At 70.3% G+C, this 17745-nt stretch carries 17 protein-coding genes and 2 tRNA genes; 8 read left to right on the top strand and 11 right to left on the bottom strand.

Features of this window, described 5'->3' with window-relative positions:
* Nucleotides 1-83: 83 nt before the first annotated feature.
* From moaA to moeA, 3 genes are read left to right on the top strand one after another with little or no spacing between them, the layout of a single operon-like run.
* Nucleotides 84-1220, top strand: a complete 1137-nt coding sequence (moaA, locus tag A9O67_RS09030) for a GTP 3',8-cyclase MoaA (RefSeq protein ID WP_068609409.1) — start codon at nucleotides 84-86, stop codon at nucleotides 1218-1220.
* 4 nt (nucleotides 1221-1224) lie between these two features.
* Nucleotides 1225-1893 (top strand): molybdenum cofactor guanylyltransferase MobA, encoded by a 669-nt coding sequence (mobA, locus tag A9O67_RS09025; RefSeq protein ID WP_068609405.1) that lies wholly within the window; start codon nucleotides 1225-1227, stop codon nucleotides 1891-1893.
* A gap of 58 nt (nucleotides 1894-1951) precedes the next feature.
* Nucleotides 1952-3250 carry a molybdopterin molybdotransferase MoeA gene (gene moeA, locus A9O67_RS09020; protein WP_068609404.1) on the top strand — a complete coding sequence of 433 codons (1299 nt, stop codon included), beginning with the start codon at nucleotides 1952-1954 and terminating at the stop codon, nucleotides 3248-3250.
* Nucleotides 3251-3290: 40 nt separating this feature from the next.
* On the opposite strand, the gene A9O67_RS09015 is transcribed toward moeA, so the two are convergent.
* Both A9O67_RS09015 and rnr read right to left on the bottom strand, forming a co-directional pair.
* Nucleotides 3291-3839: a YggT family protein gene (locus A9O67_RS09015; RefSeq protein WP_068609402.1), complete on the bottom strand. Its 549-nt coding sequence runs from the start codon at nucleotides 3837-3839 to the stop codon at nucleotides 3291-3293.
* A 35-nt stretch (nucleotides 3840-3874) separates the two neighbouring features.
* On the bottom strand, nucleotides 3875-6166 hold the full coding sequence (gene rnr / locus A9O67_RS09010; RefSeq protein WP_231960321.1) for a ribonuclease R: 2292 nt from the start codon (nucleotides 6164-6166) through the stop codon (nucleotides 3875-3877).
* Between the two features lie 112 nt (nucleotides 6167-6278).
* On the opposite strand from rnr, the gene A9O67_RS09005 reads away from it, so the two are divergent.
* Nucleotides 6279-6363: transfer RNA gene (locus A9O67_RS09005), tRNA-Leu, on the top strand.
* A 206-nt stretch (nucleotides 6364-6569) separates the two neighbouring features.
* A tRNA-Leu gene (locus A9O67_RS09000) sits at nucleotides 6570-6654 on the top strand.
* Nucleotides 6655-6761: 107 nt separating this feature from the next.
* Here the strand turns inward: A9O67_RS09000 and rimO are convergent.
* Both rimO and phaR read right to left on the bottom strand, forming a co-directional pair.
* The gene (gene rimO, locus A9O67_RS08995) at nucleotides 6762-8171 is read right to left on the bottom strand and encodes a 30S ribosomal protein S12 methylthiotransferase RimO (RefSeq protein WP_068609397.1); all 1410 of its coding nucleotides are present in this window, start codon (nucleotides 8169-8171) and stop codon (nucleotides 6762-6764) included.
* 61 nt (nucleotides 8172-8232) lie between these two features.
* Nucleotides 8233-8775 (bottom strand): polyhydroxyalkanoate synthesis repressor PhaR, encoded by a 543-nt coding sequence (phaR, locus tag A9O67_RS08990; RefSeq protein ID WP_068609395.1) that lies wholly within the window; start codon nucleotides 8773-8775, stop codon nucleotides 8233-8235.
* A 135-nt stretch (nucleotides 8776-8910) separates the two neighbouring features.
* Between phaR and A9O67_RS08985 the strand changes: the two genes are divergently transcribed.
* Together A9O67_RS08985 and A9O67_RS08980 are read left to right on the top strand one after the other, a co-directional pair.
* Complete coding sequence (locus A9O67_RS08985) at nucleotides 8911-9507, top strand: chromate transporter (RefSeq protein ID WP_068609394.1); 597 nt, start codon at nucleotides 8911-8913, stop codon at nucleotides 9505-9507.
* Between the two features lie 8 nt (nucleotides 9508-9515).
* Nucleotides 9516-10121: a chromate transporter gene (locus A9O67_RS08980; protein ID WP_082955469.1), complete on the top strand. Its 606-nt coding sequence runs from the start codon at nucleotides 9516-9518 to the stop codon at nucleotides 10119-10121.
* 40 nt (nucleotides 10122-10161) lie between these two features.
* On the opposite strand, the gene rlmB is transcribed toward A9O67_RS08980, so the two are convergent.
* Entirely contained in the window at nucleotides 10162-10950 is a 789-nt protein-coding gene (rlmB, locus tag A9O67_RS08975; protein WP_068609388.1) for a 23S rRNA (guanosine(2251)-2'-O)-methyltransferase RlmB, read from the bottom strand.
* A gap of 28 nt (nucleotides 10951-10978) precedes the next feature.
* Nucleotides 10979-11683, bottom strand: coding sequence for an ABC transporter ATP-binding protein (locus A9O67_RS08970; protein ID WP_068609386.1), 705 nt, complete (start codon nucleotides 11681-11683; stop codon nucleotides 10979-10981).
* Nucleotides 11684-11697: 14 nt separating this feature from the next.
* Between A9O67_RS08970 and A9O67_RS08965 the strand changes: the two genes are divergently transcribed.
* Complete coding sequence (locus A9O67_RS08965; protein ID WP_068609385.1) at nucleotides 11698-12351, top strand: arylesterase; 654 nt, start codon at nucleotides 11698-11700, stop codon at nucleotides 12349-12351.
* Nucleotides 12352-12366: 15 nt separating this feature from the next.
* Here A9O67_RS08965 and A9O67_RS08960 read toward each other — a convergent pair whose 3' ends face one another.
* The 5 genes from A9O67_RS08960 to hflC form a co-directional block, all read right to left on the bottom strand.
* Nucleotides 12367-13563 (bottom strand): cystathionine beta-lyase, encoded by a 1197-nt coding sequence (locus A9O67_RS08960; RefSeq protein WP_068609939.1) that lies wholly within the window; start codon nucleotides 13561-13563, stop codon nucleotides 12367-12369.
* A gap of 5 nt (nucleotides 13564-13568) precedes the next feature.
* Nucleotides 13569-14093 carry a phosphoribosyltransferase gene (locus tag A9O67_RS08955; RefSeq protein WP_068609383.1) on the bottom strand — a complete coding sequence of 175 codons (525 nt, stop codon included), beginning with the start codon at nucleotides 14091-14093 and terminating at the stop codon, nucleotides 13569-13571.
* Nucleotides 14094-14125: 32 nt separating this feature from the next.
* Entirely contained in the window at nucleotides 14126-15514 is a 1389-nt protein-coding gene (locus A9O67_RS08950; RefSeq protein WP_068609381.1) for an adenylosuccinate synthase, read from the bottom strand.
* A 69-nt stretch (nucleotides 15515-15583) separates the two neighbouring features.
* Nucleotides 15584-16765, bottom strand: a complete 1182-nt coding sequence (locus tag A9O67_RS08945) for an ATP phosphoribosyltransferase regulatory subunit (RefSeq protein ID WP_068609379.1) — start codon at nucleotides 16763-16765, stop codon at nucleotides 15584-15586.
* A 72-nt stretch (nucleotides 16766-16837) separates the two neighbouring features.
* Nucleotides 16838-17734 carry a protease modulator HflC gene (gene hflC, locus A9O67_RS08940; protein ID WP_068609937.1) on the bottom strand — a complete coding sequence of 299 codons (897 nt, stop codon included), beginning with the start codon at nucleotides 17732-17734 and terminating at the stop codon, nucleotides 16838-16840.
* Nucleotides 17735-17745: the final 11 nt, after the last annotated feature.

The raw sequence follows: 17745 nt of genomic DNA, 5'->3' as shown, positions 1-17745 counted from the left end.
TGTCTCCTCGTATCGCCAGCCCTGTCGCCCGCGGAAAACCCCACCCGCGTCGCAGGCGGCGGATGGCGATAATCTAGCGCACCATGGCCGAGCGTGTCATTCCCCTGTACGACCAGCGCGCCGCCGCGTTGCCTGCCCCTCGTCCGTCCGCCCCGGTGGCGCCCGACGGTCGGCTGCTCGACCGCCTGCAGCGGCCGCTGCGCGACCTGCGCATCAGCGTCACCGACCGCTGCAACTTCCGATGCAGCTACTGCATGCCCAAGGAGGTGTTCGGCAAGGACTACCCCTATCTGCCGCACGCGGATTTGCTGACGTTCGAGGAGATCACCCGGCTGGCGCGCATTTTTCTCGCGCACGGCGTGCGCAAGATCCGCCTGACCGGCGGCGAGCCGCTGCTGCGCAAGCACATCGAGCGCCTGATCGAGATGCTGGCCGCGCTGCGCACGGTGGACGGCACGCCGCCGGAGCTGACACTGACCACCAACGGCAGCCTGCTGGCGCGCAAAGCGCGCGCGCTGCGCGACGCCGGCCTGCAGCGCGTGACCGTCAGCCTGGACGGCTTGGACGACGCGGTGTTCCAGCGCATGAACGACGTCGGCTTTCCGGTGGCGGAGGTGCTGGACGGCATCGCCGCCGCGCAGGCCGCGGGCCTGGCGCCGATCAAGGTCAACATGGTGGTCAAGCGCGGCACCAACGACGACCAGATCGTGCCGATGGCGCGCCACTTCCGCGGCAGCGGCATCGTGCTGCGCTTCATCGAGTACATGGACGTCGGCAGCTCCAACGGCTGGTGCATGGACGAGGTGCTGCCCAGCGCCGAGGTGCTGGCGCGGCTGCAACAGGCCTTCGCACTGGTGCCGCTGGAACCCGGCAGCCCCGGCGAGACCGCCGAACGCTGGGGCTACGCGGGCGCCGACGGCCGCCACGACCCGGCGCTGGGCGAGGTCGGCTTCATCAGCAGCGTCACGCAGGCGTTCTGCCGCGACTGCAACCGCGCGCGCCTGTCCACCGAGGGGTGCCTGTACCTCTGCCTGTTCGCCGAGCGTGGCTACGACCTGCGCGCGCTGCTGCGCGGCGGCGCCAGCGACGCCGAGATCGCCGCGTCGCTCGCCGCCATCTGGGGCCAGCGCGCCGACCGCTATTCCGAAATCCGCGCCACGCTGCCGCCGGAGACGCGCCGCGCCGCGCGGCGCATCGAGATGAGCTACATCGGAGGCTGACCGCATGACGAGCGCCGCGCCGACATCGCTGCCCCCTCCGCCTGGACCGCGAACGGTCACGGGCGTGGTCCTGGCCGGCGGGCAAGGCATCCGCATGGGCGGGGTGGACAAAGGGCTGCAATCCTTTCAAGGGGCGCCGCTGGCGCTGCACGCGCTGTGGCGGCTGCGCATGCAGCACGGCGACTGGATGGCCGATTGCATGATCAACGCCAACCGCAACCTGGCGGCGTACGAGGGCTTTGGCGTGCCGGTCTGGCCCGACGAGCTGGGCGGCTACGCCGGCCCCCTGGCGGGCATGCTGACGGCGCTGATGCACTGCGAGACGCCGTACCTGCTGACCGTCCCGTGCGACACCCCCCGGCTGCCGCTGGATCTGGCACAACGGCTGTGCCAGGCCCTGACCGAGCAGCAGGCCGACCTGGCGATGGCCGCCGCCCCCGAGGCCGACGGCCGCGTTCGCACCCAGCCCGTGTTCTGCCTGCTGGGGGCGCACCTGCTCGAGAGCCTGAGCGCGTTTTTGCAAGAGGGCGGTCGCAAAATCGACGCCTGGACCGCGCGCCACCGCTGTGCGGTCGTGTCCTTCGACCGCCCCGACGACGACCCCCTCGCCTTCACCAACATCAACACACGCGGGGAGCTGCACGCCTTGCAACAGGCCACCGCCTCCCCCTGACCGCTGCGGCCGCCCAGTGCCCGCTGGTCGGCCAGCCACCGCACCGCGCCCCAAAACCATGAAGACGCTCGATCAGATCGCCGCCGAACTCCAGGGCTACGACCCCACGGCCCTGCCCGCCACGACCGTGGGTGATTTTCTGGCCCAACTGGTGGAGCCGCTGTCCGACACGGAGACGGTCGGGATTTTCGAGGCGCTGGACCGGGTGCTGGCGCAAGACATCGTCTCCCCCATCGACGTGCCGCCGCACGACAACGCCGCCATGGATGGTTTCGCCCTGCGAGGGGCCTGCCTGTCGGGGGACGGGGAGACGGTCTTGCGCGTGGTGGGGACCTGCTACGCGGGCGATGCCCGCTGGTCCCACCTCATCCCGGCGGACGCCTGTGTGCGCATCATGACCGGGGCGGTGATGCCCGACGGGCTGGACACCGTGGTGCCGGTGGAGTTCGTGCGCACCGACCGGGACGGTGCGCAGGAGCGCGTGCACATCCCCGCCGGGGTGGTCCAGCCCGGCGATCACCGGCGCCGGCGCGGCGAAGACCTGACGGCCGGACGGGCCGCCGTGCGCGCGGGCCAACGCCTGGGACCGGCGGCGCTGGGTCTGATTGCCAGCCTGGGCATCGCGCAGGTCCCCGTGGTGCGGCGGCTGCGCGTGGCGTATTTTTCCACCGGCGATGAAATCGTCTCGCTGGGCGAGCCGCTGCGCGAAGGCGCCATTTACGACAGCAACCGCTACACCGTTTATGGCCTGCTGCGACGGCTGGGCGTGGAGGTCATCGACCTGGGCGTGGTGCGCGACGACCCGGCTGCGCTGGAGGCGGCCTTCCGGCAGGCGGCCGCGCAAGCCGACGCCGTCATCACCAGCGGGGGCGTGAGCATGGGCGAGGCCGACCACACCAAGGCCATGATGCGCCGCCTGGGGGATGTGGCGTTTTGGCGGATCGCCATGCGTCCGGGCCGCCCGATGGCGGTCGGCCGCCTGCTGGACCCCGCGGGCGGCGCGCCGACGGTGCTGTTCGGCCTGCCCGGCAACCCTGTCGCGGTGATGGTGACGTTTCTGGCCTTCGTGCGCCCGGCCCTGCTGCGCATGATGGGGGCGCGCGAGACGGCGCCCGTGCTGCTGCGCGCCCGCAGCGCCGAGCCGATGCGCAAAAAGCCCGGGCGCACGGAGTACCAGCGCGGCATCGTGACGCGGGAGGCCGACGGCACCCTGCGGGTGCGCACCACGGGCAACCAGGGCTCGGGCGTGCTGCGCTCGATGGTCGAGGCCAACGGGCTGATCGTGCTGGGTCAGCAGCAGGGGCCCGTGGCCGTGGGCGACGAGGTGGATGTGATGATGTTCGACGGCGTGATCTGAACCAGCTGCGGCCGTGGCCCCGCCCAGCCACACATGGGCGTCAGCCCAGCAGCATCAAGCCCACCTGCAGCAACACCAGCAGCACCAGCACCGACAGATCCACGCCGCCCACGGTGGGGACGATGCGCCGCACCGGCGCCAGCACCGGATCCAGCAGCCGCCCCAAGGTCCCGATCAAGGGCGAAAACGGCTGCACCCAGGTCAACACCGCGTAGACCAGCAACAACAGCATCAACCCCTGCAACACGGTGCGCAGCAGCATCTGCAGCGCCATCAGGGGCACGGTCAAGGCAAAACCCAGGGCCTCCACGCCCGGCAGCGCGCCGCCCCACAGCAGGTGCACCAGCCCCGCGTAGGCCAGCGCCAGCAGCGCCGCGGCCAAAAAACTGCCCCAGTCCACATTGGCCTGGGCCCACGCGCGGGGGAGCGAGCGGCGCAGCGGCTGGACGATCCAGTCCGTCACCGCGATGACGAACGGCCCCGGCTGGGCGGCCATGCGCAGACGCCGCGTGTTCATCCAGCCTCGCAGCAAGGCCGCCCCGATCAAAAAGAACGACAGCGTGTCGAGCAAAAACAGGACGATGCGCATGGGCCGATGGGCAAAGTTGGCGATGAGCGGCCGCGTCAACCGCGACCGGGGCGCGCACGGCGGCCGCGCCCGGACACCGGGGATTGTGCCGCAGACCCCGCCCCGGCCGCACGCGGGGCGGACCGCCGGCCCTTGCCCGTGCCCGACGACGCCGTCCCCCGGCCACGGGAAGACGCCGGTGCAGGCGCGGACGGCGCCCTGCCGCCCTTGCCCGCGCGACGGCTGGGGGGCGTGTCCGCCACCTCGTCGGCCTCCGCGTTGGGCTCCCGCGGGGTGCGGCCGCCGGGGCGGCTGCTGCCCCGCTCCGGTCGGCCTTCGGCGGCCGCATCCTCGCGCACCAATCGGAAATCGATGCGCCGCCCATCCAGATCGACACGGCTGACCTGGACCGCCACCTTGGAGCCCAAGGTGTAGCGCACTCCGGTGCGCTCGCCGCGCAGCTCCTGCCGGCGCTCGTCGTAGCGGAAGTACTCGCCCCCCAGTTCGGTGATGTGCACCAAGCCCTCGACATACAGGCTATCCAGGGTGACGAACAGGCCGAAGCTGGTGACGGCGGTGACGGTGCCGGCAAACTCCTCGCCCAGGCGCTCGCGCATGTACTTGCACTTCAGCCAGGCCTCGACGTCGCGGCTGGCCTCGTCGGCGCGGCGTTCGTTGGCGCTGCAGTGCAGACCGGCCGCCTCCCAGCCCAGCACCTCACTGGACGGGCGCCCGCGCGAGCGCTTCATGGCCTCCGACGCGCCGCGCTCCTCCAGCCGCTTGGCCAGCTTGGCCTGCGCCTCGCCGGGAATGGGCAAGACCGGCAGGCGATAGCGCTCGCCCTTGAGGATGGCCTTGATCACCCGGTGCACCAGCAGGTCCGGATAGCGACGGATGGGGCTGGTGAAGTGCGTGTAGGCATCGAACGCCAGCCCGAAATGCCCCACGTTGTGCGGCGAGTACATGGCCTGCTGCATCGAGCGCAGCAGCATTTGGTGGATCTGTGGTGCATCGGGCCGGTCGGCCGTCGCCTTGGACAGGGCCTGAAAGTCGCGCGGCCCCGGCATGTCGCCGATGGTCGCCGGCACCCCCAGCGCCTTGAGGTATTCGCGCAGGATCTCGACCTTGTCGGCCGACGGCCGCTCGTGCACGCGGTACAGCCCCGGGTGATGGTGGGTGGCGATGAACTCGGCCGCGCAGACATTGGCCGCGAGCATCGCCTCCTCGATCAGGCGGTGCGCGTCGTTGCGCGTGCGCGGCTCGATGCGCTCGATGCGGCCGGCCTCGTCGCAGACGATGCGCGTCTCCACCGTCTCCAAGTCCACCGCGCCACGGGCCTCGCGCGCGGCGAGCAAGGCGCGGTAGACATCGTGCAGATTCAGCAGGTGCGGCACCATGGCCGCGTAGCGCTGGGCCTCGGCCCCGCGCGTGTTCTGCAGGATCGCCGCCACCTCGGTGTAGGTGAAGCGCTGGTGGCTGTGCATCACCGCCGGGTAGAACTGATAGGCTTGGACCAGCCCTTTGGCGTCGATCAGCATGTCGCACACCATGCACAGGCGGTCCACCCCGGGGTTGAGCGAGCACAGCCCGTTGGAGAGCTTTTCCGGCAGCATCGGGATGACGCGGCGCGGGAAGTAGACGCTGGTGGCGCGGTCGTAGGCGTCGATGTCCAGCGGCGATCCGTTGCGCACATAGTGGCTGACGTCGGCGATGGCCACCAGCAGCCGCCAGCCCTTGCCGCGGCCGACGCGCGCCGGCTCGCAGTAGACGGCGTCGTCGAAGTCGCGCGCATCCTCGCCGTCGATGGTCACCAGCGGCACGTCCGTCAGGTCCACCCGGCCGCGGCGGTCCACGGCCCGCACCTTGTCCGGCAGCGCCCGCGCCTCGGCCAGCGCCCCTTCGGAGAACTGGTGCGGCACGCCGTACTTGCGCACCGCAATTTCGATTTCCATACCGGGGTCGTCGATGTCGCCCAGCACTTCTTTGACGCGCCCGACCGGCTGGCCATAGAGCGCCGGCGGCTCGGTCAGCTCCACCACCACCACCTGCCCGGGCTGGGCGGTGCCGGTGGCGCCCTTGGGGATGAGCACGTCCTGGCCGTAGCGCTTGTCCTCCGGCGCGACGAGCCACACGCCGTTTTCGTGCAGCAGACGGCCGATGATCGGCGAGCCGGATCGCGCCAGGATCTCGGTCACGCGGCCCTCGGGGCGCCCGCGCCGGTCGTAGCGCACGATGCACGCCTTGACCCGGTCTTTGTGCAGCACGGCGCGCATCTCGTTGGGCGGCAGGTACAGATCGGGCTGGCCGTCGTCGCGCACGACGAAGCCGTGGCCATCGCGGTGGCCCATGACCACCCCTTCGATTTCAGGGAGGGAGACAGTGGATTTTTCTTTCACGGACAAGGGATTTCCTGCGGGGGGATAGACCCGCTTCATGTGTATAATTTTGGTTTCCTGAAGCGCCCAGGTGGCGGAATTGGTAGACGCACTAGTTTCAGGTACTAGCGCCGAGAGGCGTGGAGGTTCGAGTCCTCTCCTGGGCACCAGATGTGGGGTAGCCAGCTTGGCGGTCGCGCTCTCAATCGACGACGCAGTGACCCGATCATACCGCGCCCCGTCCCGACCTGCAGAAAAACCCGCCCGGAAGCCGTCCCGGCGGGTTTTTTGTTGCGCAAACCCCATCGATGACGGCCACGCCCGCCTCGGAAAAACCCCTTCCGAATGCTGCTATAATCTCGTTCATTCCTGAAGCGCCCAGGTGGCGGAATTGGTAGACGCACTAGTTTCAGGTACTAGCGCCGAGAGGCGTGGAGGTTCGAGTCCTCTCCTGGGCACCACAAATCACCGATCTGCCTTCAGATCAACGCTCAAGCCGGCCACCGCCGGCTTTTGTTTTGGGTTCGCCCGCCGACCGCAGCGCTTCACCGAGGTCGGGGGTCGGCGCTCAGACCGGCAGGCCGATCAGATCGTGGCCTTCGGCCGCCACGATGCGGGCCTTGATGAAGTCCCCCGTGCGGTAGGTCTTGCTCGCCTTCTCGGGCGGCAGCAGGCGCACGGTGCCGTCGATCTCCGGTGCGTCCGCGTACGTGCGCCCCACCCCGCCCTTCTTGCCCAGACCCTGTGACTGGTCCACCAGCACCTGCATGGTGGCGCCGACGCGGCGCTGCAGGCGCTCCACGGCCACGGCCTCGGCCACCGCCATGAAGCGCGCGCGGCGCTCCTGGCGCACCGCGTCCGGCAGCGCGCCGGGCAGCGCATTGGCTGCCGCGCCCTCCACCGGCGAATAGGCAAAGCAGCCCGCGCGGTCGATTTGCGCCTCGCGCACGAAGTCGAGCAGGTGCGCGAATTCCTCTTCCGTCTCGCCGGGAAAGCCGGCGATGAAGGTGCTGCGCACGACCAGTTCGGGGCAGATCTCGCGCCAGCGGCGTATGCGCTCCAGGTTGCGCTCGCCGCTGGCGGGGCGCTTCATGCGCCGCAGCACATCCGGATGGCTGTGCTGGAACGGCACGTCCAGATACGGCAACACCAAGCCTTCGGCCATCAGCGGCACGATGTCGTCCACATGGGGGTATGGGTAGACATAGTGCAGCCGCACCCAGGCACCGTGCGCGCGCGCCAGCGTACCCAGCTCGCGCACCAGGTCGAGCATCCGCGTGCGCACCGGGCGCCCGTCCCAAAACCCGGTGCGGTACTGCACATCGACGCCGTAGGCGCTGGTGTCCTGGCTGATGACGAGCAGCTCTTTGACCCCGCCCTCGAACAGCCGCCGCGCCTCGGTGAGCACGTCGCCGATCGGGCGGCTGACCAGGTCGCCGCGCATCGACGGGATGATGCAGAAGGTGCAGCGGTGGTTGCAGCCCTCGCTGATCTTCAGATACGCATAGTGGCGCGGGGTGAGCTTGACGCCGACGCCCTCGATGGCGTTGCTGGGCGGGGGCACCAGGTCCACGAAGGGGTCGTGCGGCTTTGGGGCGTGGGCGTGGACGGCATCGAGCACCTCGTCCGTGGCGTGCGGGCCCGTCACGGCCAACACGGCCGGGTGCAGCGCCTTGACCAGATTGTCCCCGTGCGCATCGGAGCGCGCGCCCAGACAGCCGGTGACGATGACTTTGCCATTGGCCGCCAACGCCTCGCCGATGGCGTCCAGGCTTTCCTTGACGGCGTCGTCGATGAAGCCGCAGGTGTTGACGATGACCAGGTCCGCACCTTCGTACTGGCGGCTGGTGCGGTAGCCCTCGGCGCTCAGGCGGGTGAGGATGAGCTCGGAATCGGTCAGGGCCTTGGGGCAGCCCAGGCTGACGAAGCCAACGGTCGGCGCCTGGACGCCGCGGCGATCGGGGGTCGGGGTGGACATCCCCGTATTGTCTCAGGTCGCGCCGCCGCGCGCCTGGCGGGGCCCGGGCAGGGGCCGGCCGTCAGTGCGGGCGCTTGACCCCAAAGGCACCGAGCATCTGCTCCTGCATCTGCGCCAACGCCTTTTGCGATTGGGCAAAGAAGTTTCCCATCATCAGCGGCGTCTGCGCGGCCATGAACTGCTGCCACACCTCGGGGGTCAGTTCCTTGGCTTGCTCGGCCATCTTCTGCTGCAGCTCCATGAAGATCTGCAGGTTGCGCTCCAGGTACGAGCCCATGAAGTCCTGCATGGCGTGGCCATAGAATCGAATGATGTTGGCCAGCATCTTTTCCGAGAAGAGCGGCACACCCGCCGTCTCCTCCTCCAGAATGATCTGCAGCAGGATGGAGCGCGTGAGATCCTCGCCCGTCTTGGCGTCGCGCACGACGAACGGCTCGGCACGCATGACCAGCGCCTTGACGTCGCTGAGCGTGATGTAGGACGACGAATCGGTGTCGTACAGGCGGCGGTTGGGGTATTTTTTGATGACACGGACCGCGGGGCCGGCCGATTCGGGCTGCTGCGTGGCTTCGGTTGCGTCGGCCTTGGCCTTCGTTGACTGCACGAAACGGACTCCTGAAACGATGGATGCAAAGATGGCCGCGCGAGCGCACGACACCCCTCGGGGCATTGTAGAGCGGTCGGGACGCCTTGCCGGGCGGGGATTTCCCGGCGTCGAACGTCACGTTGGATCGGCGCCATGAGCGCCCCGCCCGCCCCCGCCGCACCGGCTGCGCCGCGCTCCCCGGCGGCGCTTTTTTGGGCCTGCACCTGGCTGGCGCTGCAGGGCTTTGGGGGCGTGCTGGCCGTGGTGCAGCAGGAGCTGGTGGAGCGGCGCCGCTGGCTGACGCGCGAGCAGTTTCTGGAGGACTGGGCGGCCGCCCAATTGCTGCCCGGCCCCAACGTGGTCAATCTGTCGCTGATGATCGGCGGGCGCCACTTCGGCTGGCGGGGGGCCGTGGCCGCGCTGGCGGGGATGCTGCTGGCGCCGCTGGCGCTGCTGCTGGTGATCGCGATCGCCTTCACCCACGTGGCCGCGCACCCCATGGCACAGGGCGCGCTGCGGGGTATGGGGGCGGTGGCGGCGGGCTTGATCCTGGGGACGGCGCTGCGGCTGCTGGCCCCGCTGCGGGGGAATGTGCTGGGGCCGAAGGCCTGCGCCGCGCTGGCGGCATCGACCTTCGTCGCCGTGGCCTGGGTGCGGCTGCCGCTGGCCGTGGTGCTGGCGGTGACCGGCGGCCTGGGCTGGGGCCTGGCCGCGCGGCGGCTGCGTCGCCCGGGCGGGGGGCGGCCGTGAGCGCGACGATGGACGTAGCCGCGAGCGGGCTGGCCGCGGCGGACTGGCTGGCGATCTTTACGCACTTTCTGTCGCTGTCGTTGCTGGCGATCGGGGGCGCCATCACCACGGCGCCGGACATCCACCGCTATCTGGTCACGCAGCACGGCTGGTTGAGCGAGTCGCAGTTTTCGGCGGCCATCGCGCTGGCGCAGGCCGCCCCGGGGCCCAACATCCTGTTCGTGGCGCTGATGGGGTGGACCGTCGGCCTCAACAGCGCCGGGGGACCGGCGGCCGGCCCAAGCGCGTGGGGGCCAGGCCTGCTGGGGGTCGTCGTGTGCCTGGGGGCAATGCTGCTGCCCTCGTCGCTGCTCACCTACGGCGTCGCGCGCTGGCTGCACCGGCGCCGTGACTGGTGGCCGGTGCAGGCGTTCAAGCAAGGGCTGGCCCCGGCGGTCGTGGCGCTGCTGTTCGCCTCGGGCTGGTTGATGGCGCGCGGATCCGGCGATTGGCGGCAGGATGGGGCGCAGTGGCTGCTGGCTGCCGCCAGCGCGCTGATCGTCTGGCGCACGCGGCTGCACCTGTTGTGGTTGTTGGCCGCCGGCGCACTCCTGGGCGCTCTGGGCTGGGTTTGACGACGCCCACGCCGTGGGCGCGCGACCACCCAGACCGGCGTCACGCGGGCGCGGTGGACGGCACGGCAAGCCGCTGCCGGACCGCTTCGTACAGGCAGACCGCGCTGGCGACCGACACGTTCAAACTCTCGACCGCCCCGCGCATGGGGATGGACACCAGCTCGTCGCACGTGCGGCGCACCAGGGGGCGCATGCCCTTGCCCTCCGACCCCAGAACCACGGCCACAGGACCGCGCCAGTCGTGCTGATACAGGCTGCGCGGGGCGTCGTCGCTGGTGCCGATGATCCACAGCCCGCGCTGTTTGAGCGCCTCCAGCGTGCGGGCCAGGTTGGTGACCATGAAGTACGGGACCGTCTCGGCCGCTCCGCTGGCCACCTTGGCTACCGTGGCGTTGAGCCCGCAGGACTGGTCCTTGGGAGCGATGACGGCATGCGCCCCAGCCCCGTCGGCCACGCGCAGGCAGGCCCCTAGGTTGTGCGGGTCGGTGACGCCGTCGAGCACCAGCAGCAGCGGCGGATCGGCGCGGCGCTCGGGCTCGCTGCGCGCATCCAATTGGTCCAGCAAATCGTCCAAGGTGCGGGCCTGCGCCACGGGCTGCACCCGGGCCACCACGCCCTGATGGTTGGCGCCCCCCGCCAGCTTGGCCAGCCGGGGGCCGTCGGCCTCGATGACGCGCACCCCCGCTTCCTGCGCGCGTTGCAAAAACTGGCGCATGCGGGCGTCGCGGCGGGTGGGGTCGGCGTAGACCTCCAGAATGGTGGACGGCGCGGTCTTCAGGCGCACGCCGACGGCGTGAAACCCGAACAGGATTTTGGTTTCGGACGACATGGGGCGCGATTATGCGTCGCGGGGCCGCTCAGGGCGATGCGGCCGGCGCCGGTTGTACAGGCCACTCGCGGGCGCGGCCGGCCTCGATGGCGATGCGGCGCTCGCAGCGCGCGGCAATCGCCGGATCGTGCGTGACCAGCACCAGGGTGGTGCCGTGCTCGCGGTTCAAATCGAACATCAACTGCATGACGCGCTCGCCGGTGGCGTGGTCGAGGCTGCCGGTCGGCTCATCGGCCAGAAGCACCGCCGGCTCGACCACGAAGGCGCGCGCCAGGGCGACGCGCTGCTGCTCGCCACCGGACAGCACGCGGGGGTAGTGCCCCAGCCGCTCCCCCAGGCCCACGCGCTCCAGCATGCGCCGGGCGGCCGCGCGGGCGTCGCGCCGGCCGGCCAGCTCCAGCGGCAGCATGACGTTTTCCAGCGCGGTGAGGTTGCCCAGCAACTGAAAGCTCTGGAACACGAAGCCCACTTTGCGCGCCCGCAGCGCGGCGCGCGCGTCTTCGTCCAGCGCGAAAATGTCGACACCGTCCAGGTGAACCGTGCCGGCGGTCGGGGTATCCAACCCGGCGATCAGGGACAGCAGGGTGCTCTTGCCCGAGCCGGATGCGCCGACAATGGCCAGGGTCTCGCCCGGGGCGACGGCAAATTCGACGTCGTGCAGGATGCCGAGCGTGCCCGTCGCATCGGTGACCGATTTGGACAGGCGGTGCACGGCAATGATGGATGTGGACATGAAAGGCCTTTGACTTGAACCGCAGAGACTGTAACGCCACCGTGCTGGCCGCCGCCGCACTCGCGTACCTGCCCTTCAGAGCGGGGGCTGCCGAGCCGGGTTCCGCGCCGGTGATTCTGGTGGTGGGTGATTCGTTGAGCGCCGAATACGGACTGGCGCGCGGTACCGGGTGGGTGGCGCTGCTGGAGCGGCGGCTGCAGGAAGGCCGGCGCACGGCGCGGGTGGTCAACGCCAGCGTCAGCGGCGACACGACGGCCGGGGGCCGCTCGCGGCTGGCGGCCCTGCTCGAGCGCCATCGCCCGGCCCTCGTCGTGCTGGAGCTGGGCGGCAACGACGCCCTGCGCGGCCTGCCGCTGGAGACGACGCGCGACAACCTGCGCGCCATGATCCGCGCCAGCCGCGACGCCGGCGCGCGTGTGCTGCTGCTGGGCATGGACATGCCGCCCAACTACGGCGAGCGCTACCGCGCCCAGTTCCGCGCCGTCTACACAGACCTGGCCCGGGAAGAGAAAGTCGCCCTGGTGCCGTTTTTCCTGGCGGGCGTCGCCGACGGCCCGCAAGCCGCCGCCCTGTTCCAGGACGACCGCATCCACCCCAATGAGCGGGCGCAGCCGATCCTGCTGGACAACGTGTGGCCCCAATTGCAGCGGCTGCTGCCGCGGGCATGACCGTAGGCCCAGGTGTCAGGGTACCAGCGCGCCCAGCGCCTGCGCCAAGTCGGCGCGCAGATCCTCCACATCCTCCAGCCCCACGGCCAACCGCACCAGCCGGGGGGCGTAGGGCCAGGGACGCGCGCGCATCGTCGGTATGTCGTAGGGCACGCACAGGCTGACCGGCCCCGCCCAGCTGTACCCCAGGCGAAACACCCGCAAGGCATCGCAGAAGGCATCCACCCGCTGCGCGGGGATTGCCGGGTCGAACACGACGCTGAACAGGCAGCCCGCGGCGCGGGCGTCGCGGCGCCATACGGCATGGCCGGGGGAGTCCGGCAGTGCCGGGTGAAACACCCGGGCCACGTGCGGCTGGGTCTGCATCCACGCGGCCAACTCGCGCGTGGCGGCGTCTTGCGCGTGGTAGCGCAAGGGCAGGCTGGGCAGGCCGCGCAGCACCGCCTCGGCGTCGTTGGCCCCAACGCCCAGGCCCAGGCGCATGTGGGTGGACAGCAGCGCACGGTGCAGGGCCTCGTCCCGCGTGACGACGGAGCCCATCAACACGTCCGCGCCCCCGCTGGGGTATTTGGTGAGGGCCTGCATGGCCACATCCACCCCCAGATCAAACGGGTTGAAGGCCACCCCGGCGCCCCATGTGTCGTCCAGCGCCGTGACGATGGGCCGCGCGCGTCCTTCATTCGCGGCGCGGATGACACCGACCAGCGCGGGCACGTCCGGAAACTCCAGCGTCACCGAGCCGGCCGCCTCCAGCCACACCAGACGCGTCTGGGGCGTGATGGCTGCGGCCAGATCCGCGGGATCCATGGGATCGTAGATGCGGTGCCGGATGCCCCAGGCGGTCAGCTCGTGGGTGGCCAGCGCCTTGTTGGGGCCGTAGGCGTTGTCGGGGATCAGCACCTCGTCGCCGGCACGCAAAAACGCCAGATCGACCAGCGCGATCGCCGCCAAACCGCTGGGGGCCAAAACGCAGTGGTGCCCCCCTTCCAAGGTGGCCAGGCGCTCCTCCAGCGTGAAGGTGGTGGGCGTGCCGTGCAGGCCGTAGGTGTAGCCGGACTTGTCCTGCCACTGGCGCTCGCGCATCGCCGCGACGTTGGGGAAGAAGACGGTCGAGGCCTTGTGTACCGGCACCATCACGGCGTCGAAGCCGTCCGGCGCGCGGTAGGGGTGATGAATCAGGCGCGTGGCCTCGCCTGCAGATGCCGCCCCCATGGCGGTCAGATCTTCCACTTGGCCAGCAGCTGCTCGGGCCGCAGGTTGTCGTAGCACTCGAACGGCTGGTGGATCCAGGGGTTGGTGGGCAAAAACTCCACCGAATAGTCCGGCGTGAAAATGGACACGCCCTTGGTCCAGATGACGGCGCTGCGCAGCTCGGTGATCGGCGCGTAGTTGGTGCGCAGCATGTCGATCACGGCCTTGAGCGTATGGCCCGAGTCGGCCAGGTCATCGACCAGCAGGACGCGGCCGGCGATCTCGCCCTTGGGCGTGGTGATGTAGCGCGCGATGTCCAGCTGGCCGCGCACCGTGCCGCCCTCCGCGCGGTAGGAGCTGGTGGACATGATGGCCAGCGGCTTGTCGAAGATGCGGCTGAGGATGTCGCCGGGGCGCATGCCGCCGCGCGCCAGGCACAGGATGGTGTCGAAGTCCCAGCCCGACTGGTGGATTTTGATCGCGAGCTTTTCGATCAGGTTGTGGTACTCGTCGTACGAGACGTACAGGTGCTTGCCGTCTTCGGTGAGCATATCGGGGTCTTTCGCGTGGCGCTGCGGGGGCCTCAAGCGGCGAAGGGATGCCGCACCAGGATGGTATGGTCGCGGTCCGGGCTTGTCGAGATGACGTGGATCGGCACGCCGGTGGTGGCCTCGATGCGCTCCAGGTAGCGGCGCGCGTTGGCCGGCAGGTCCTCGTAGCGCGTGATGCCGGCGGTCGGCTCGCTCCAGCCCGGCAGGGTCTCGTAGATCGGCTCGCAGCGCGCGATCTCGTCCGCCCCAAGCGGCAGCAGGTCGATCTCGCGCCCGTCCAGGCGGTAGCCGACGCACAGCTTGAGCTCCGGCAGGCCGTCGAGCACGTCCAGTTTGGTGATGCACAGCCCCGACAGGCCGTTGACCTGCGCCGAGCGCTTCAACAGCGCGGCGTCGAACCAGCCGCAGCGGCGCGCGCGGCCGGTGGTGGTGCCCTTCTCGGCGCCGACGGTGGCCATGTGCCAGCCGGGCGTGCCTTCGGTCTGCCAGTCGAGTTCGGTCGGGAACGGCCCGCCGCCGACGCGCGTGCAGTACGCCTTGGTGATGCCGAGCACGTAGTGCAGCAGCCCCGGGCCGACACCGGAGCCGGCGGCGGCGTTGCCGGCCACGCAGTTGCTGGACGTCACGAACGGGTAGGTGCCGTGGTCGATGTCCAAGAGCGTGCCCTGCGCGCCCTCGAACAGCAGGTTGGCGCCGGCGCGGTGCGCGTCGTTGAGCTCGCGCGAGACGTCGGCCACCATCGGCAGCAGCTGCTCGGCCTGGCGCATCGCCTCCTCGTACACCGGCTCGAAGCGCACGCGCCCGCGCTCGATGTAGGGCGCCAGCGCCGGGCTCCACTCCAGCGTCTCGGCGCCGAGCAGCGTCACCAGCACGTGGTTGTGCAGCTCCAGCAGCTCGCGCAGCCGCTCGGCGAAGCGCTCGGGGTGGCGCAGGTCCTGCACGCGCAGCGCGCGGCGCGCCACCTTGTCCTCGTAGGCCGGGCCGATGCCCCGCCCGGTGGTGCCGATCTTGGCGGCGCCGACCTTCTCCTTGGCGGCCTCGCGCGCCACGTCCAGCGCGGCGTGGAACGGCAGGATCAGCGGGCAGGCCTCGCTGATGCGCAGGCGGCTGCGCACCTCCACGCCGGCGCGCTCCAGCCCTTCGATCTCCTCCAGCAGCTTGGCCGGCGACAGCACCACGCCGTTGCCGATGTAGCACCGGACGCCGGCGCGCATGATGCCGCTCGGAATCAGGTGCAGCGCGGTCTTGACGCCGCCGATGACCAGCGTGTGGCCGGCGTTGTGCCCGCCCTGGAAGCGCACCACGCCGTGCGCGGTCTCGGTCAGCCAGTCGACCAGCTTGCCCTTGCCCTCGTCACCCCACTGGGTGCCGACCACCACCACGTTGCGCCCCGGCTGGGGCTGGAAAACCTTGTCGTTCATGGAAAAAATCGCTCGATCGGTATCGCTTGGAGAGCGGTTGGGGAAAGGGCCGCGATGGTGCGGTGGGCATCAGCTCGCCTGCGCCGCGAGCGGTTGCACCACCCACGCGCCGTCGCGTTCGACCAGCGTGCGGTCGCAGGCAAATTCGTCCACCTCGTGCTCGTGCCCGGGCAGCACGCAGACCACGGTTTCGCCGGCCGCGCGCAGTTGGGCGATGGCCGCACGCAGGGCGCCATCGTCGCGCCACGGTGCCCGGATCGCCGGCCGCAGCGCGGGGGCCGGGGCCAGCCGGACCAGTTGCTTGAGATCCAGGCTGAAGCCGGCCGCGGGACGGCGGCGCCCAAAGACCGCGCCCACCTCGTCGTAACGGCCGCCACGCGCGATTTCCTGCCGCTCGGCTCCACCGGCGCCAAACAGCGAAAACCGCACGCCCGTGTAGTAGGCGTAGCCACGCAGATCCGCCAGATCGAAGGTGACGGAAACCAGCGGGTCGCGCTCGTGCAGGCGATCGGCCAGCCAGGCCAGATCGTCCAGGGCCCGCTGCAGCCGCTCGCCGCCCGGCAGGCGCCGCCGGGCCTCGGCCAGGACGGCCGCATCGCCATACAGCTCGGGCAAGGCCAGCAGGCCGTCGCGTACCGCGGGGGGCAATTCCGCGGCCAGCGCCGCCAGCGCGGCCGCATCCTTGGCCGCCAGCGCCGCATGCAGCCGCGCGATGCGCGCCGGCGGCAGCGGACAGCCGTCCAGCACCGCATCGACGATGCGCACATCGCCCAGGTCCACCCCCAGGCGGGACAGCCCCGCGGCGCGCAGAGCGTCCAGGGCCAGCTCGAGGACTTCCAGGTCGGCCTCCAGGCCGGCGTGGCCGTAGATTTCGGCGCCGAACTGCAGCGGCTCGCGCGAGCCGTGCGCGCCGCCTGCGCGGGTATGCACCACGGGGCCGCAATAACACAGCCGCGTGATGCCCCGCCGGTTGAGCAAATGGGCGTCGATGCGCGCGACCTGCGGCGTGGTGTCGGCCCGCAGCCCCAGCATGCGGCCCGAGAGCTGATCGACCAGTTTGAAGGTCTGCAGATCCAGCGCCTCGCCGGTGCCGGTCAGCAGCGACTCCAGGTGCTCCAGCAGCGGCGGAATCACCAGCTCGTAGCCGTAGCGGCGAGCGGCTTCGAGCAGGGAGCGGCGCAAATCCTCGATGTGGCGTGCCTCGGAGGGCAGCACATCGGCGATGTGATCCGGCAACAGCCAGGCAGACATGGGTGGTTCGAGGGCAGGCAAAGGCCGGATTCTACCCCGGCCCCGGTCCGGACCGGCCACGGATCGCGCCCGTCAGCGCGCGCCGGCCGCCGGCGCCGTGCCCTTGAACGCCTTGAAAAACTCGGACGAGGGATCGACCACCAGCACATCGCCCTTGCCGGCAAAGCTGGCCTTGTACGCCTCCAGGCTGCGGTAGAACTGGGCAAACGCCGGGTCTTTGCCGAACGCCTGGCTGTAGACGCGGGCTGCTTCGGCGTCGCCTTCGCCCTTGATCTTCTGCGCCTGGCGGTAGGCCTCGGCCAAGATGACCTCGCGCTGGCGGTCGGCCTCGGCGCGGATCTTCTCGCCTTCGGCGAAGCCGGTGGAGCGCAGCTCGTTGGCCACGCGCTTGCGCTCGGCCTCCATGCGGTCGTAGACCGAGCGGGTGATCGACTCGGCGTAGTCGATGCGCGAGATGCGCACGTCCACCACGTCCATGCCCCAGGGCTTCTCGGCGCCGCGCACCGCAGCCAGCACCTCGCGCTGCACCGCGGCCATCAGCTCCTCGCGCTTGGCGGAGAGCAGCTCGCGCAGAGTGCGCTTGTTGACCTCCTGCTGGAAGGCGTTACGCACCACGCGGTTGAGCTGGGCGGCGCCGGCGCGCTCGTCCAGCCCGACGTTGCGGATATAGGCCGACGGGTCGGAGATGCGCCAGCGCACGTACCAGTCGATGACGACGCGCTGCTTCTCGGCGGTCAGCGTCGGCTCGGTGTCGGTGCTCTCCAGCGTCAGCAGCCGCTTGTCGATGTAGGACACGTTCTGGAACGGCGGCGGCAGCTTGAAGTTCAGACCCGGCTCGGTGACCACGTTGCGGATCTGGCCGAACTGGAACACCACGCCGAACTGGCGCTGATCGACGACGAACAGGGTGGAGCTGACGATGGCCAGCAGGACCAACAGGGAAGAGGCAATGAATCCGATTCGGTTCATCATGGCGTCGG

This window comes from Tepidimonas fonticaldi (genome assembly GCF_001675355.1).
In the GTDB taxonomy this organism is placed as follows: Bacteria; Pseudomonadota; Gammaproteobacteria; order Burkholderiales; family Burkholderiaceae_C; genus Tepidimonas; species Tepidimonas fonticaldi.
This window is presented reverse-complemented; position numbering and strand designations above follow the sequence as displayed.

Coding starts and splice junctions, on each gene's coding strand:
- moaA (WP_068609409.1), top strand. CDS start 84: ATGGCCGAGCGTGTCATTCCCCTGTACGACCAGCGCGCCGCCGCGTTG.
- mobA (WP_068609405.1), top strand. CDS start 1,225: ATGACGAGCGCCGCGCCGACATCGCTGCCCCCTCCGCCTGGACCGCGA.
- moeA (WP_068609404.1), top strand. CDS start 1,952: ATGAAGACGCTCGATCAGATCGCCGCCGAACTCCAGGGCTACGACCCC.
- A9O67_RS09015 (WP_068609402.1), bottom strand. CDS start 3,839: ATGCGCATCGTCCTGTTTTTGCTCGACACGCTGTCGTTCTTTTTGATC.
- rnr (WP_231960321.1), bottom strand. CDS start 6,166: ATGGGCCACCGCGATGGCCACGGCTTCGTCGTGCGCGACGACGGCCAG.
- rimO (WP_068609397.1), bottom strand. CDS start 8,171: ATGTCCACCCCGACCCCCGATCGCCGCGGCGTCCAGGCGCCGACCGTT.
- A9O67_RS08985 (WP_068609394.1), top strand. CDS start 8,911: ATGAGCGCCCCGCCCGCCCCCGCCGCACCGGCTGCGCCGCGCTCCCCG.
- A9O67_RS08980 (WP_082955469.1), top strand. CDS start 9,516: ATGGACGTAGCCGCGAGCGGGCTGGCCGCGGCGGACTGGCTGGCGATC.
- rlmB (WP_068609388.1), bottom strand. CDS start 10,950: ATGTCGTCCGAAACCAAAATCCTGTTCGGGTTTCACGCCGTCGGCGTG.
- A9O67_RS08970 (WP_068609386.1), bottom strand. CDS start 11,683: ATGTCCACATCCATCATTGCCGTGCACCGCCTGTCCAAATCGGTCACC.
- A9O67_RS08960 (WP_068609939.1), bottom strand. CDS start 13,563: ATGGGGGCGGCATCTGCAGGCGAGGCCACGCGCCTGATTCATCACCCC.
- A9O67_RS08955 (WP_068609383.1), bottom strand. CDS start 14,093: ATGCTCACCGAAGACGGCAAGCACCTGTACGTCTCGTACGACGAGTAC.
- A9O67_RS08950 (WP_068609381.1), bottom strand. CDS start 15,514: ATGAACGACAAGGTTTTCCAGCCCCAGCCGGGGCGCAACGTGGTGGTG.
- A9O67_RS08945 (WP_068609379.1), bottom strand. CDS start 16,765: ATGTCTGCCTGGCTGTTGCCGGATCACATCGCCGATGTGCTGCCCTCC.
- hflC (WP_068609937.1), bottom strand. CDS start 17,734: ATGAACCGAATCGGATTCATTGCCTCTTCCCTGTTGGTCCTGCTGGCC.